The 14,479-nt window shown below is 62.9% G+C and carries 10 protein-coding genes and 1 pseudogene; 4 read left to right on the forward strand and 7 right to left on the reverse strand.

The genetic code is table 11. The features are described 5' to 3' along the window. Window positions 1-320: 320 nt before the first annotated feature. Window positions 321-917: a TetR/AcrR family transcriptional regulator C-terminal domain-containing protein gene (locus ABDX79_RS09975; RefSeq protein ID WP_346220145.1), complete on the reverse strand. Its 597-nt coding sequence runs from the start codon at window positions 915-917 to the stop codon at window positions 321-323. A 468-nt stretch (window positions 918-1,385) separates the two neighbouring features. Here ABDX79_RS09975 and ABDX79_RS09980 point away from each other — a divergent pair, with 468 nt between their 5' ends. From ABDX79_RS09980 to ABDX79_RS09990, 3 genes are all read left to right on the forward strand, one after another. Then, the gene (locus ABDX79_RS09980; protein WP_346220146.1) at window positions 1,386-1,847 is read left to right on the forward strand and encodes a (2Fe-2S)-binding protein; all 462 of its coding nucleotides are present in this window, start codon (window positions 1,386-1,388) and stop codon (window positions 1,845-1,847) included. Next, complete coding sequence (locus ABDX79_RS09985) at window positions 1,844-4,108, forward strand: xanthine dehydrogenase family protein molybdopterin-binding subunit (RefSeq protein WP_346220147.1); 2,265 nt, start codon at window positions 1,844-1,846, stop codon at window positions 4,106-4,108. The genes ABDX79_RS09980 and ABDX79_RS09985 overlap by 4 nt, the downstream gene beginning before the upstream one ends. Before the next feature lie 126 nt (window positions 4,109-4,234). Continuing rightward, on the forward strand, window positions 4,235-5,584 hold the full coding sequence (locus tag ABDX79_RS09990) for a c-type cytochrome (protein ID WP_346220148.1): 1,350 nt from the start codon (window positions 4,235-4,237) through the stop codon (window positions 5,582-5,584). A gap of 287 nt (window positions 5,585-5,871) precedes the next feature. Here ABDX79_RS09990 and ABDX79_RS09995 read toward each other — a convergent pair whose 3' ends face one another. Further along, on the reverse strand, window positions 5,872-7,800 hold the full coding sequence (locus ABDX79_RS09995; protein ID WP_346220149.1) for a methyl-accepting chemotaxis protein: 1,929 nt from the start codon (window positions 7,798-7,800) through the stop codon (window positions 5,872-5,874). A 600-nt stretch (window positions 7,801-8,400) separates the two neighbouring features. Next, window positions 8,401-9,501, reverse strand: coding sequence for an oxygenase MpaB family protein (locus tag ABDX79_RS10000; RefSeq protein WP_346220150.1), 1,101 nt, complete (start codon window positions 9,499-9,501; stop codon window positions 8,401-8,403). Between the two features lie 399 nt (window positions 9,502-9,900). On the opposite strand from ABDX79_RS10000, the pseudogene ABDX79_RS10005 reads away from it, so the two are divergent. Then, window positions 9,901-10,167, forward strand: a pseudogene (locus tag ABDX79_RS10005) (DDE-type integrase/transposase/recombinase); the annotation flags it as partial. On the opposite strand, the gene ABDX79_RS10010 reads toward ABDX79_RS10005, so the two are convergent. From ABDX79_RS10010 to ABDX79_RS10025, 4 genes are all read right to left on the reverse strand, one after another. Then, the gene (locus tag ABDX79_RS10010) at window positions 10,154-10,432 is read right to left on the reverse strand and encodes a hypothetical protein (protein ID WP_346220151.1); all 279 of its coding nucleotides are present in this window, start codon (window positions 10,430-10,432) and stop codon (window positions 10,154-10,156) included. The pseudogene ABDX79_RS10005 and the gene ABDX79_RS10010 sit on opposite strands and share 14 nt — an antisense overlap. Window positions 10,433-10,445: 13 nt before the next feature. Further along, window positions 10,446-11,912, reverse strand: coding sequence for an aldehyde dehydrogenase family protein (locus ABDX79_RS10015; protein ID WP_346220152.1), 1,467 nt, complete (start codon window positions 11,910-11,912; stop codon window positions 10,446-10,448). Next, window positions 11,909-13,189 (reverse strand): NAD(P)/FAD-dependent oxidoreductase, encoded by a 1,281-nt coding sequence (locus tag ABDX79_RS10020; RefSeq protein WP_346220153.1) that lies wholly within the window; start codon window positions 13,187-13,189, stop codon window positions 11,909-11,911. Before ABDX79_RS10020 ends, ABDX79_RS10015 begins: the two co-directional genes overlap by 4 nt. Window positions 13,190-13,328: 139 nt before the next feature. After that, complete coding sequence (locus ABDX79_RS10025) at window positions 13,329-14,474, reverse strand: DSD1 family PLP-dependent enzyme (RefSeq protein ID WP_346220154.1); 1,146 nt, start codon at window positions 14,472-14,474, stop codon at window positions 13,329-13,331. Window positions 14,475-14,479 lie beyond the last annotated feature (5 nt).

Raw genomic sequence — 14,479 nt, forward strand, 5'->3', positions numbered from 1 at the left:
TTGTTGTCCGATTGTCAAGCGATAAAATGCTGCAGCGCACCAGCGAAGGGCTCTACGCTTCGATCGATCTGCCGATTGTCGAGGGATTCTGGTGGAGCGTTTCAGGCGGACATCGGGGCGCCGGAAACGCCTGATCGTCTTGCCAAGCGGTATCGTCCGGGCGCGGACGCCGAACCGGCTTTCATTGGAAAGGCCGAGATATCAACGGTGGCCGGTCGAAACCGATAGCCGTTGGTGTGAGTTATGTCGGCCTCCCTTCAGGCCGGTTTGCCTCAGCCCGGATGGGCTGGACAGGCATGCTCTTGCAAACGGACGGGCCGCTATTTTCCGGGCGGGGAAGGCGGCATGGCGTTCTCCTTCGCCAAGCTCAATCTGTCCGCACCGTCCAGGATGAGTTCGACACTGAAGGCCAGTTGCTCCGCGCTATAGGTATCGACATTAGCGGTTGATATCCGCTCGAGGTTCGGAAAGCGCGACACGGGCTGTTCACTCAATGCAGATCGCAGAAGGCGCGAGCGCGTTCGCGCATCCTCCTTGCGCGCCTGGGCAAGGTCGCGGGCGTGACCGAGGCAAAGGGTCGAAAGGGCGGTCATGAGGCGGATAGCCTCCTCGTCGGTAAACCCGGCGGCATTGAGTTGGGCAAAGAGGATCTCGACCGGTTCCAGAGGCAGACAGGTCATCACATCGCCGAACCAGAGATAGTCGACCAACTCGGCGAGATTGGCAGCGCTCGCCGTCAGGTCGCGCGCGTAGATCCGGAACCCCTCCTTCCAGTCGGCCGCTGTCGCGACCGCAGTCTCCGACAGTTGCCGGGTGAACTCATCATGCGCGAGCAGTTCGAAGAGGGATTGCCGGTTCTTCACGTGATAATGAAGCGCTTTACGGTCGACCTTCAGCATGTCGGCCAGGGACTGCATCGACAGATCCTCCAATGGAAGTGTCCTTGCCGCGGCGATGATCTGATGCAGGTCCAGGCCAGCGCGTTCCCCGGGGCCTCTCCCGCGCCGCGAAGCGCTTCGCCGACGATTTCCTTCTGCCGTCATGCCTGCCCTGCCATGTTTTTCCACCTCATGAACTCGCTCCTAGCACTCTTGGCTTGCAAGCGCGCCCGCTGAGTTCGCGCTGAGCGTCGTATTGACAAAAAGCCATCATCGACCCTACTTATTCCCGAACGGGAATAAAAGGCAATTTGGCGATGCCCGGTCGCTTGTCCACGGGGCCCCAAAGTTTGTTGTGACTCCTGAACCGACGCTCGATGTCGCGCAGACGCGAAATCGGCCTCAGCAAAAGCGTTGGTCGAGAGCATAACTCGGTTTCCGCCTCGCGATCTCGAAAAGGCATGCACGCAACGCCTGACAGTTTTTCCTAACCCTTGGGAGAAAGCCATGAAGATCCAGATCAACAATCGGCCTTACGAGGTGACGTCGGATGGAGAAACACCGCTTTTATGGGTCATCCGCGATGAACTCGGACTGACCGGCACCAAATACGGTTGCGGCCTTGCCCAATGCGGTGCCTGCTCCGTGCTGGTCGATGGCCAGATCATGCGGTCCTGCGTCACGCCGCTCGATAGCGTCGAAGGTCAGAATATCACGACCATCGAGGCGATGGAGGACGATCCGATCGGCCAGAAGGTGGTGGCCGCCTGGGTCGAGCATCAGGTGCCTCAGTGCGGCTATTGCCAGTCCGGCCAGGTGATGGCGGCGACTGCTCTCCTCAAGGACACGGAAAAACCGACGGACGACGAGATCGCTGCGGCGATGGTCAATCTCTGTCGCTGCGGAACCTACAACGCCATCAAGGCGGCAGTCCGCGATGTGGCCGGCGTGAAGGAGGACACGCTATGAACGATCTCGTTCACAAGCTGAATGCCGACGAGGAACTGCCGACAGGCTCGCCGGTCAACATTTCTCGTCGTAGCTTCTTGCTCGGTTCCGCAGGCGCAGCAGCCGGCGCAGTGGTTCTGGGCTTCGGCCTGCCGCTCAAGACGGCCAGGGCGCAGGATGCCGCCAAGATGGCGCCCGGCACCCGCGTGCCGGCATTTCTGGAGATTCGTCCCGACAACACTGTCCGGCTCATGAGCCCCTTCGTCGAAGGCGGGCAGGGGGTCTTCACGGCTATGGCCCAGATCGTCGGCGAAGAGCTCGACATGGACCCGGCCGCCTTCATCGTTGAAAATGCGCCGGCTGGCCCTGACTATCTCGTCGTCGGCGGCAAGATGCGCATCACCGGCGGCAGCATGTCCGTTCGTTCCAGCTATGAGACCATGCGCAAGCTCGGTGCCTCGGCGCGTGCCATGCTGCTCCAGGCGGCCGCTTCGCGCTTGAATGTCGGCGTTGATGAACTGACCACCCAGCCCGGTTTCGTCGTTCACGCTGCAGGCAGCGAGCGCATCGCCTATGGCGATCTCGCGGGAGAAGCGCTCGACCTTCCCGTTCCCGACGGCGACAGCCTGACCCTTCGCGATCCAGCGGATTTTCGCTGGATCCGCAAACCCGTGGCCCGTCTCGACGTCTTCGAAAAGTCGGTGGGCAAGGCCGTCTATGCCATCGACGCCAAGGTGGATGGCATGCTCCATGCCGCCGTCCAGCACGCGCCTCGGCTCGGCATGTTCGTTGGTTCGATCCGCAACGAAGGCGACGTCAAGGCGATGTCCGGCGTCCATTCGGTGCATGTTCTGCCCGGTGCCGTGGCCGTCGTCGCCGAACGCTGGTGGAACGCCAAGCGCGCGGCCGAGGCCTTGATGGTGGATTGGGCGGAAGCCGGCGAGACGCCGGTCATGGAGGGCATTCGCAACATGCCCGCCGACTTCTCCACCACGGCTTTCCTCGATCGGCTGAGTTCCGAGGAGGGCGAGGGCAAGGAGGCCGAAGCCGAAGGCGACGCCCGCGGCACGCTTGAGAACGCCTCGGACGTCGTGTCATCGACCTATCACACCCAATACCTCCACCATGCCCAGCTGGAGCCGCCGTCAGCGCTTGCCCGCTTCAACGACGACGGAACACTCGAGGTCTGGATGCCGAACCAGGCGCCGGAACAGTTCCAGGGGCAGATCGCCAAGATGACGGGGCTCGACGCCTCAAAGATCAAGATTCACAGCATGATCCTGGGCGGCTTCTTCGGTCGTCACTTCCTCTACCCTTCGGGCAACCCTTATCCGCAGGCAATCCAGCTTGCCAAGGCGACCGGGCGTCCGATCAAGCTGATCTGGAGCCGCGAGGAGGAGTTCCTGCGTGATCCGTTGCGTCCGATGGCGGCCGTGCGGTTCCGCGGATCTCTCGACGCTTCGGGAATACCGGCCGCGATCGAGGCGATTAGCGCTTGCGAAGGTCCGACCGAAGCCATCTACGGACACGACCCGGACAAGATCGACCCGATGGCGGTCGAGGGACTGACCGGCAAGGCCTATGCGATCCCCAACAGGCGCATCGCTCAGATCTACGTCGAAAACCCGACCATGCTGGCCTATTGGCGCTCGGTGGGGCACTCGATGAACGACTTCCTCTACGAGTCCTTCCTCGATGAGCTCGCCGACAAGGGCGGCCAGGATCCGTTCGAGATGCGTCTCAAGCTGCTCGAAGGCAACGAACGCCTGACCACGCTGCTTAAGGCGGTCGAAGACCTCTCCGGCGGCTGGAAGCGCGGCCCCTTCACCGCAGAAGATGGAAGCACCCGCGCTCGCGGTGTCGCCATGGCCTCACCCTTCGGCAGCCATACGGCGGCGATCGCGGAAGTCTCGATCGCGAATGGCGAGGTGGTCGTGCACGACGTCTGGGAAGCCATCGATCCGGGCAGCATCGTCAACCCGGCGATCATCGAGGCGCAGGTCCAGTCGGCGACGGCACTCGGACTGTCCGAGCTTCTGCTTGAGGAAACGGTTTACGAGAAGGGTGAGCCGGTTGCCCGCAACTATGATCTCTACCCGATCTTGCCGCCCGATCGCATGCCGCGCGTGCATGTGAAGATTGTCGAAAGCGGTGCGCCGATGGGTGGCATTGGGGAACCGGGACTTCCCGCGGTGCCGCCCGCTGTCGCCAATGCCGTCTCGACACTGACGGGCCAGCGCGTCCGCCGCATGCCGTTGTCGAGCTATTCGTTCCAGAGCTGAGCGGAACTGTCCAAGGGTTCATCCTCGCCTGACGCGGGATGACCCCTTGCCCCTTTTAAAAACTTGCAGCGCCGGCACCTGTACGGCCGACCGGCGCCCTATGCCCTTCGACAGGACGTTCTGCCCGTGAAAAAACTCTGGCTTCCCATCCTCGCCATCGTCGTGCTTCTTGCCGGCGCCACGATCTGGTTTGCAACCCGGCTTCCAGCTTCGCCCTTCGATGGCCAGCAGGTCACGGAGGTTTCGGCCGACGAGCTGGTTGCGCGAGGTGAATATGTGGCCCGCCAGGCCGACTGTGTGGCCTGTCACAGCTTTCCTGGTGAAGTGCCCTTCTCCGGTGGTCTTGAAATGGGCACGCCGCTGGGCTCGATCTTCGCCACCAACATCACGCCGAATGCCGAGCATGGGATCGGCGCCTACACGCTCGCCGATTTCGACCGGGCCGTTCGTCACGGTGTAGCGCCGGGTGGTCGCCGCCTCTACCCGGCGATGCCCTATCCGTCCTACAAAAAGATGACGGATGGCGACGTGGAGGCGCTCTATGCCTTCTTCACGACGGCCGTTGAGGCAAGCGACAAGCCGAACAAGGACAGCACGATCGAATGGCCGCTCGACATGCGGTGGCCGCTGGCATTCTGGAACCTCGTCTTCACCGACGGCGGGACCTATGTCGCCAAGTCCGAAGAAGACGAGCAATGGAACCGTGGCGCCTATCTCGTTCAGGGCGCGGGCCATTGTGGCACCTGCCATACGCCGCGCGGCCTGGTCTTCAACGAAAAGGGCTTCGACGAGAGCGATCCGCAATTCCTATCGGGCGCTCTCCTCGATGGATGGTATGCACCGAGCCTGCGCCAGGATCACAATACGGGTCTCGGCCGCTGGAGCGAGGACGATATCTTCGCCTTCCTCAAGGACGGTCGCAACCAGCATGCCGTCGTCTTCGGCTCGATGGCCGATGCCTACAACAACTCGACACAATTTCTCAGCGAGGACGACTTGAAGGCCATGGCCCATTACCTGAAGTCGCTGCCCGGAAAGGCAGACGGGAAAGAGGCTGCATGGACGTATCAGCCCAGCGCGATCCTGACGGCAGCTGCGGCCAGCCAGAGTGGAAAACCGGGCGCGGAGGTCTATCTGGAGAAATGCGGCTTCTGTCATGGCGTCGATGGCAAGGGGCAGAACCAGTGGATTCCCCCGCTCGCCGGATCGAGCGCATCGCTTGCCGAGTTCCATCAATCCCAAGTCAACGTGACGCTGAATGGATCGGCCCGTGTGGTGAGCAACGGCATTCCCGATTCCTACCGCATGCCGCCCTATCGCAATCAGCTGAGCGACCAAGAGATCGCCGACGTTCTCACATACGTGCGCAGCAGCTGGGGCAATGACGGCGGCGCGGTCACGGTCGAGGACGTTCAGAAGCTTCGCGAGGATACCGATCCTGCCAGCAGCGATCCGATCATCCTCCAGATGCGGTGAGCGGGGCACGTCGAGCTCAACGAGAACAAGAGTATCGGATCGAAAACTGTCTCCGATTTTCGATTGATCCGATGCGCAAGAAGAAACGACAGCGGGAGAGCCGATCCACGAAATCGGCTCTCCCGCTGTCGTTTGCCCCCTCTGAATTGGTTTCCCATGGAACGTGGTTGTGCGTATTCCCCATCCATACGCACCGTTCTCTGGTGCAGCCCCCATATCCGCGATCACCGCCAATAGTTGCCGGGGCTCGCAGCTCCAATCCTGGAGCTGCGAGCCCCGGGCCTGGATCAGAACTCTTCCCAGCTGTCTTCGGACGGCGCGGGGGCGCGGGCGGCGCTTCCGGCGCCAGTGGTGCGGATTTGCGGCACGGGTCTCGCAGCGGCCTGTGCTTTTGGCGTTGGGCGGTCCACGGTTCGCGGCGCCGTGCTGGCCGTCGCGGTCCTCGCCACCTGGCTGGTCTTGAAGCGGGTGACCGTCTCGGCAAGGCCGTCGGTCTCTGACTGCAGGCTTTGCGCCGCAGCCGTCGATTCTTCGACCATCGCGGCGTTCTGCTGGGTAACCTTGTCCATCTGGTCGGCCGCTCCCGACACCTCGCGCAAACTCGTCGCCTGCTCGCGGGCCGAGCCGGCGATCTTGCTGACGATATCGGCCATTGCCGTCACCTCGGCGACGATTTCCTCCAGAGAGCGCCCCGACTCCGTGACCAGTTCGACGCCGCGCCCGACGTGCTCGGCAGAAGTCGAAATCAATGCCTTGATTTCCTTCGCCGCCTCGGCCGAACGCTGGGCCAGACCCCGGACCTCCTGTGCGACGACCGCAAAGCCCTTGCCCGCCTCGCCGGCTCGGGCCGCCTCGACCCCGGCATTGAGTGCCAGAAGGTTGGTCTGAAATGCGATCTCGTCGATCACCGAGATGATCTGATTGATCTGGCGGGACGACTTCTCGATCTCCCCCATGGCAGAGACTGCATAAGCGACGACCTCGCCGCCATTCGTGGCCTTTTGACGCGCTGAGGTTGCCACTTTCTGAGCCTCGGCAGCGCCTTCGGCTGTCTGATTGACGCCGGTCGTCACTTCGCCGAGCGCTGCCACGGTCTCTTCCAGGCTCGCCGCCTGCTGCTCGGTGCGCCGGGAGAGATCGTTGGAGGCGTCTGTGATTTCGACGAGGCCGGTGCGGATCGTTCCGATGGTGCCGACGACCTGACCGATCGCCTGTTCGAGTTCTTCCACCGAGGCGTTGAACTTCGCCTTGATCGGCTCGAATTCCGTCGCAACGGTTGCGGTCATTCGGACGGTCAGATCCCCCGAGGACAGTCGATCGAAGCTCGCATCGACCACGCCCATGAAGGCACGGAGGTCTTCGGCCTTGGCGTGTTCCAAATCAGCCTGACGCTGCTTCATCTCACTCTGGGAAGCGCGGGAGGCCTCGGCTTCATGCTCCAGCCGCTTCCGCTCGATCGCCTGTTCCTTGAAGACCTGAACCGCTGCCGCCATTGCTCCGATCTCGTCCTTGCGGCCCTGGGCTGGTACTTCCACGGACTGATCGCCATCGGCGAGGTGACGCATGGCCGCCGTCATCCGGTTGATCGGCTGTGAGATGGACCGCGCGAGCGGCCAGGCGATGGCGACGAGCGCGATCAGCAAGACTGCGATCCAGGCAAGCGTCTGATAGACCTCGGTCCAGAACTGGTCGTCGAGGTCGTCGAAGTACAACCCGGCGGAAACCGTCCAGTCCCAGGGGGCGAAAAGCGCTGAGTAATTCAGTTTCTCCGAATCCGCCTCGCTTCCGAGACGCGGGCGCAAGAACGAGGTGAAACCACCGCCGTCATAGGCCTTGTCGACAAAGTCCCTCGTGTAATCCGTGCCATTGGAGTCGAGTGTCCCGAAGGTGGATTTTCCGTCCCCTTCGAGAGTCGGATGCATGAGAAGCTGGCCGTCCTTGCTGAAGACCGTGAGATAGTCATTGCCGGCGAAACGGACGTAGCGCAGCGTCTGCTTGGCCTGTTCTTGCGCCTGCGAAACCGTCAATTCGCCAGCATCCACGGCCGCCTTGTAGCCAGCGATAATTGAAACTGCGCTCTCGACCTGCGCGACAATCAGATGTTGCCGATCGTTCCAGATCGTTCGGTTCAGCGAATGGAGCTGAAGGAACATCGCGATGATCGTGAGAATGATGGATGTCGCGATGAGGATCGATAGTTTTCGGCTGATGGTCACGGTGTCGCTCGACGCTTGGAGATCAGGTTACGTGTATATCAGACAGTCATAGGCAGATGATTGAAGAATATCTTATGGGCACAGATCGAAAGTGATGGACGGGAGTTTTTGTTCTGCCGAGAGGAAGGCAGGTGCATCGTTAGTAGCAAACTGCAATGCGGACCAACCCACGAACTTGGGGACAGGCTCTTGAGCAAAGACAGTTTGAAGTTCGAACTTCATTGCAAATCAATGCAATACAGCATTTTGTCCTGATCGTTGGACGAAGGTCGATGTTGTCAGCCGCATTGATGCAGGGCGCTCGAAATCCGAGACTGTTGATACGATTGGACGTCATATCGCTCTCAGGAGGAGGCATCGTCAGTCGGCAGGACGAGAAATTAACCAGACAAATTGCTTTCCTGAAACACTATCTGCGTTGGAAAAAGCGGAATTTTTACCTCAAAGCGCAGATCCTCGCCCTATTTCGACTACAACCAGTTTGGATCAATTTCTTCTCTGCTTTCGGTCTTCGCCGAGAGAGCGAAGACAATCGAGTGTCGCAGACCATGGGGCGGCCCATATGAGCGCCGCTCCTGCGCAAGTTCGGTCCGATCGCTCTCAGCCAAAAGCCTTTGCGGAAGCGTGCTTCTTGGCCTCGGCATGGAGCTTGCGCGCGTTCTGGATCAGCTTCACCGAATCCGGCCCCCACATCATGCGCATGAAATAGCGCTCGATCGGACCTTGCTGCACGAGCCAGATGATCGGCATCATCAGCGTCTTGGCGAAAAGGATGCGCTTCTCCTTGGCAGGCGAAATGCCCGAATTGCGACGGGTCTTGCTGGACACCGCAGCCAAGGCCGGAAGCTTCAGCAGCTTTTCCTGGAAGAAGAGCTGGATCTGCACCCGAAATTGCGAGGGATGATAGTTCTTCTTTACCGAGTCGTGCCACAGCTCCAGAAAATTCTGGCCGGTCGCCGGGATGGTCGCGATGGTCTTGGTCAGGCCGAACAGCTTGGCATCGCGCTCGTAGAGAGCGCGCAGCTCTGCCATCGAACCGGGCAGGTCTTCTTCCTTATGGGGGAAGAGACGGCAATACGCCTTGACCTCGCGCATATATGCGTCGCGAAGATGGTCCGGAAGGCGCTTCGGTAGCTTGAAGCCGTGGAACCCGAGCCGTTCGTAGACCCACAACATGGTGTGCATCTCGGTCAGCGCCGCCCACATCGAGTCGCGCGGCGAGTTCGCCGCGTAGCCGCCGAGTTCTGGCGTCCCCACGTCGATGACGTCGCCCTGAACCTTCTCGTGAATGCGGATGAGGTGACCCGACACGCGCTTCGCCGTGTCCATGTCGCCCAGCCACATCGGGGCATGAATACCGGAATTGCGCTGGCCGCGATCGAAGACGTCAAACATGGTCAGCGTCCCCGCCCGCGCCTTTTTCGAAATGGGATCATTGTCCCGAACGCCGGCGAACACCGGCTTGTAGCTCAGCTGCAGAATGAACTGGGCCGCCGACTGGAAGACGATGGTGGCCGGGTGCAGCAGCACCTCCCATGCGAGCGAGCCGGGGCCGTAGACGCCGTCGTCGATACCGGGGCCGGAACGCGCGAGGGTCGGCTCTCCATGTCTGCGCCATCGCGAGGCTTTGCCGATCAGGCGTTCATGCGTGACGACCTTTTCGGTGTCGGGACGAAGTTCTGCGCGTGCCTGAGCTGTCATGGGGTCCTCCTCAATTGCTCTCTTATTCCCGATAGGGAATAAAGGCTCGATAGAGCCGCCATGTCAAGCGTGTATGGGTGTCGCGTGGATCGGTTCGCGACTTTGAACCAACGCGAAATCACGACCCGAACCCGACAAGGCCGGCAACCCTCAACTCATGACATCGTTGGAGAAATGCCCGAACAAGCGGTCAGCGGGGGAGACTTGGCCAGGCCTGTCGCAACTTTGGGCTTCGGTCGCAAAAGAGGCCCTGTCGCAAACTTTCGCGGCTTAACGGTTCGGTGACCGTGTTCGTCAATTTTCGAGCGCTCACTGCTGGAGAGCCTTGCCGTGATCCTGAACACGGTCGCCGAGGAGCTGAAGCGGCAGTCGACGGACGACTTCAAAGGCCGGCAGTTCGAGGACGGATTGCTTCCGCCCCATCCGGTCCACTCCGTTACCAAGCACCTCCAGCAAGGGATCGAGAGCGACCATTTCCGGGTGAAGAAGGCTATGACGCGGATCGGGGGCTTCCGATCTTTCAACACAGCCCGGCGAACGATCAAGGAGTTCGAGGCGATGCTATGGCTGAAGAAGGGCTTCGGCTTCGCGGGCGAGTGGACCGTTCACAGCCAGAACGATCTCGTCGCGCAAATCTTCGGGCTTCAAAAGGTTAACGAAGCCTGAAAATCCCCGCAAAGTCGGGGCTTTCCTGTCTCAGGATCGAAGTTGCGACACGCCAAAACGAGCCGACCTTGAGACCAGCGAGGTCCGCCGTTGAGCCGGATTTCAGCGAGAGCAAGTTCTGCGGTTCGGAGGCTCTGGCGATGACGGCAGGAAAGACCTGAGCATTGCTGGAGGACGCGGCGATCAGGGCTTCCGCCACTCGCGCAAAGGCCGCCTCGTTCGAGATGAGCCGTCGGGTCTCTTCTTCCGATATGAACGTGTCCATCGGACGGTTCTCTTCAGGCAGGGCTGGAATAGAAGCCGAGGACGGCCTTGGTTTCGAGATATTCCTCCATGCCCTCGGGCCCGTATTCGCGCCCGTTGCCGGAGCGCTTGTAACCGCCGAAGGGCGCCTGCGGGTCCCAGGCCGGGGCGTTGAGATGGACCTGGCCGGCGCGGATCTGCGAAGCGACGCGGCGCACCTCGTCCATATCCGTGCCATGCACATGGGCGCCGAGACCGTAGACCGTGTCATTGGCGATCGCGATCGCCTCCTCCACCGTGTCATAGGGCAGGATAGCGAGCACGGGCCCGAAGATCTCTTCCCTTGCGATCGCCATGTCGCTGCGGACATCGGAGAAGACCGTCGGCCGGGCGAAGAAGCCCGCCGTCAGCCCGTTGGGACGGCCCGGGCCGCCGATGACGAGGCTGGCGCCCTCGGCGAGGCCCTTTTCGATCATGGTCTGGACGCGCTCATATTGCGCCCGGTTGGCGATGGCGCCGTGGGTCGTCGCCTCGTCGGTCGGCGCGCCGACCACAAACTCCGCAACCGCCGTCCGAGCCAGCGCCTCGACCGCGGCGAGCCGGGCGCGTGGCACGAGCATGCGCGTCGGCGCACTGCAGGACTGGCCGAGATTGCGCATGGCGGCGGCTACGCCGAGCGGCACGCAGCGGTCAAGATCGGCGTCGGGCAGGACGATGTTGGGCGACTTGCCGCCGAGCTCTTGCGCAACGCGCTTGACCGTCGGGGCGGCGGCTTGCGCGACGAGGACACCCGCCCGGGTCGAGCCGGTGATGGAGACCATGTCCACATCGTCATGGGCGGCCAGCGCCTCGCCGACGACAGGGCCGGAGCCGTTGACGAGGTTGAAGACGCCCGGCGGGCAGCCGGCCTCCTCGACGATCTCGGCGAAGAGAAGCGCGCTCAAGGGGGAAAGCTCGCTCGGCTTGAGGACCACCGTGCAGCCGGCTGCCAGCGCCGGGCCGACCTTGGCGGTGATCTGGTAGAGCGGCCAGTTCCAGGGCGTGATCAGCGCGCAGACGCCGATCGGCTCCTTCATGATCGCGGTCGTGCCGCGCTTCGACACGAAGGGAAAACCGGCGAGATTGTCGCGCGCGACGCGGATATGTTCGGCCGCGAGCGGCACCTGGGTCTGGCGGGCATAGGTGAGGGGCGCGCCCATCTCGGCCATCAGCGCATGGGCGATCAGGTCGAGCCGTTCGAGGATCAGCGCATGGATGCGGCCGAGACAGGCCGCGCGTTCCTGGGCGGGCGTCCCGGACCAAGCCGGAAAGGCGCGCCTTGCCGTCAGCACCGCATCGTCGACATCGGCTGCGTTGCCGAGGGGCACTTGTGCCACGACCGCTTCCGTCGCCGGATCGACGACCGGGGCTTTTTCGCGGCCTTTCGGCGCGCGCCAGCCCCCGTCGATGAAGAACCGATCGAGATGGCCGGCTTCTTTCAGATGCTGGATGGGGTCGGTCATTGCAGGCGATCCTTGATGCGGTAATAGGCGCCGACCACGGGCAGGAACCAGGGCTTGCCGAAATGGCCGGGAATGGCGGGCCAGTCGAAGTTCTTCCAGGGGTTCGCCTCGGCCTGCCCGTCCATGACGTCGGCCATGATCGTGCCCATGAGCGTCGACATCTGGGTGCCGTGGCCGCTGTAGCCCATGGAATAATAGATGCCGTCGCGCTCGCCGGCCCGTGGCAGGCGGTCCCGCGTCATGTCGACCATGCCGCCCCAGCAGTAATCGATGCGGGCGTCGCGCAATTCGGGGAAGACCTCGTTCAGCGAGGCGCGCAGGATGGCGCCGCTCTTCTGGTCGGAGGCTGGATTGGAGACGGCAAAGCGCGCCCGGCCGCCGAAGAGAAGCCGGTTGTCGGGCGTCGTGCGGAAATAGTTGACGAGGTTCTTTGTATCGACGCAGTTGCGCCGGCGCGGCACCATCCTGTCCAGCATTTCGACCGGCAGCGGCTCGGTGACGATCAGAAAGGCGCCCACCGGCACGATGCGCCGGCGCACCCAGGAGAGCGGGCGGCCGGTGTGGGAGATGCCGCTCGCCAGAAGCACCTGGCGCACGCGCGTCTCACCGCGCGGGGTCTGAACGATGTGACCGCCGCCCGGCGCGCGCTTCAGGCCGGTCATGGGCGTGTGCTCGAAAATCGCGGCGCCGTGGCGCGCGGCGGCCTCGGCGAGGCCGCGCACGAAACGGCCGATATGGATCGTGGCGCTCTTGCGATAGATCAGGCCGCCATAATAGCGCTCGGACCCGACTTCGCCCGGAAGATCGGCCCGCGTGACCATTTCGGTATCGGGATCCACATGGGCGGCCAGCAGCTCCTGAGCCCGGGCGAGCTTGTCGTAATGCTCGGGCTTGGCCGCCAGCTTCAGCTTGCCGACCCGGGCGAAATTGCAGTCGATGCCCTCTTCCTTGATCAGTCGTTCCACCGTGTCGACGCCGAGGTCGAAGGCCCGATAGAGCGTGTCGGCGGCTTCGCGCCCGAGACGCTCGGACATGACGCCGTAATCCTGGGCAAAGCCGTTGTTGCACATGCCGCCATTGCGGCCCGAGGCGGCGTTGCCGATCGTCTCGGCTTCGAGAAGGACGACGCGGGCACCCTTCCTGGCGAGCGTCAGCGCGGCCGAGGATCCCGTCAGGCCGCCGCCGATCACCGCGACGTCATAGGTCTCCTCGAGCGGCCCCATGGCCGCGCCCGAAAAGGGCTTCGAGGTGTCCAGCCAATAGGATGTGAGTTTCATCGCGAATGTCCGGTGGGGGTGGGGAAAGGAAGTTCATTTCAGGATGCAAGGGAATGGTGACCCATCCGCATCCTGAACCGTTCAAGCGCCACGCGGGCTTGACCAAAACTCGATGAGTCAGTCTCATCGAGTTTGGGTCTCACCAGCCGCGGATGCGCGGCCATTCGGCCGTCACCGTGGCGTCGGTGCCGCGGACCACATGGTAGCTCTCATGCTGGGCGCCGGTGGCGCAGGCATGGTTCGGCAGGATGCGGACCCTGGCGCCGACGGGCAGGTCGGGCAGCTCTGCCGAAGAGCCGGAGCGGATGGCGAGCGTGCCGTGTTCCTGGCTGGCCTGGGCGACGAGGAGATCGGGATAGATCTTGCCCGCGATGTCCGTGACGAGGCCGTAGCCCTGATCGACGCGCTGCGCCGCCGTGCCCCGATCGCGCGACAGGGCCATCCAGCCGGCGTCGATCATGATCCAGCCCTTTTCCGGCCGCTTGCCGATGACGGTGGCAAGGACCGACAGAGCGAGATCGTCGGTGGAGCAGACGCCGACGCCGTGCATCACGAGGTCGAAGAGCATGTAGACGCCGGCGCGCATCTCCGTGACGCCGTCGAGAGACCTGGCGAAATGGGCGGTCGGTGTGGAGCCGACGCTGACAATCGGGCATTCATGACCTGCCGCGCGCAGCCGCGTGGCGGCCTCGACGGCGACGGCCCGCTCGTTTTCCGCCGACGCTTCCAGTGCGTCCGGCGTGTTGAGGCCGTAGGATTCGCCCGCATGGGTGAGGACGCCCGCGAGCTGAACGCCGCCTTCCTTCAACGCCGCCGCGACCGCGATCAGTTTCGGGTCGTCGATCCGCAGGCCGCCGCGATGGCCGTCGCAGTCGATCTCGATGAAGGCCGACGGCGTCACGCCCGCCGCCTGACCCGCCTTGCCGAGGATTTGCGCCTGCTCGACCGTATCGAGGAGAAGCTTGATGTCGACGCCATCCTTGCGAAGACGCATGGCCCGTTCGGCCGTGTGCGGCGCGAGGCCGACCGCATAGGTCATGTCGCGATAGCCATGCCCGGCGAAATACTCTGCCTCGGCCATGGTCGAAACGGTGATCGGCCCCGGCCCGTCGGGAAAGACGTGGCGGGCGGCGTCGATCGATTTCACAGTCTTCATATGGGGGCGAAGCGTCACCCCGAAGCCGGCCATGCGGCTGGAAAGGCGGGCGAGATTGCGGTCGAGCCGCTCGGTGTCGAGAATGAGAGCCGGAGTCGGGAGGGTGTCCAGCTGCGATTTCGCGGACATTGGAG

Origin of the sequence: Fulvimarina fulva (assembly GCF_039652615.1) — a bacterium.
GTDB lineage: Bacteria > Pseudomonadota > Alphaproteobacteria > Rhizobiales > Rhizobiaceae > Fulvimarina.

What these genes read in the sequence shown, in the direction of transcription:
- ABDX79_RS09975 (WP_346220145.1), bottom strand. Translation starts at nt 917, where the DNA reads ATGCAGTCCCTGGCCGACATGCTGAAGGTCGACCGTAAAGCGCTTCAT.
- ABDX79_RS09985 (WP_346220147.1), top strand. Translation starts at nt 1,844, where the DNA reads ATGAACGATCTCGTTCACAAGCTGAATGCCGACGAGGAACTGCCGACA.
- ABDX79_RS10010 (WP_346220151.1), bottom strand. Translation starts at nt 10,432, where the DNA reads ATGGACACGTTCATATCGGAAGAAGAGACCCGACGGCTCATCTCGAAC.
- ABDX79_RS10020 (WP_346220153.1), bottom strand. Translation starts at nt 13,189, where the DNA reads ATGAAACTCACATCCTATTGGCTGGACACCTCGAAGCCCTTTTCGGGC.
- ABDX79_RS10000 (WP_346220150.1), bottom strand. Translation starts at nt 9,501, where the DNA reads ATGACAGCTCAGGCACGCGCAGAACTTCGTCCCGACACCGAAAAGGTC.
- ABDX79_RS10025 (WP_346220154.1), bottom strand. Translation starts at nt 14,474, where the DNA reads ATGTCCGCGAAATCGCAGCTGGACACCCTCCCGACTCCGGCTCTCATT.
- ABDX79_RS10015 (WP_346220152.1), bottom strand. Translation starts at nt 11,912, where the DNA reads ATGACCGACCCCATCCAGCATCTGAAAGAAGCCGGCCATCTCGATCGG.
- ABDX79_RS09980 (WP_346220146.1), top strand. Translation starts at nt 1,386, where the DNA reads ATGAAGATCCAGATCAACAATCGGCCTTACGAGGTGACGTCGGATGGA.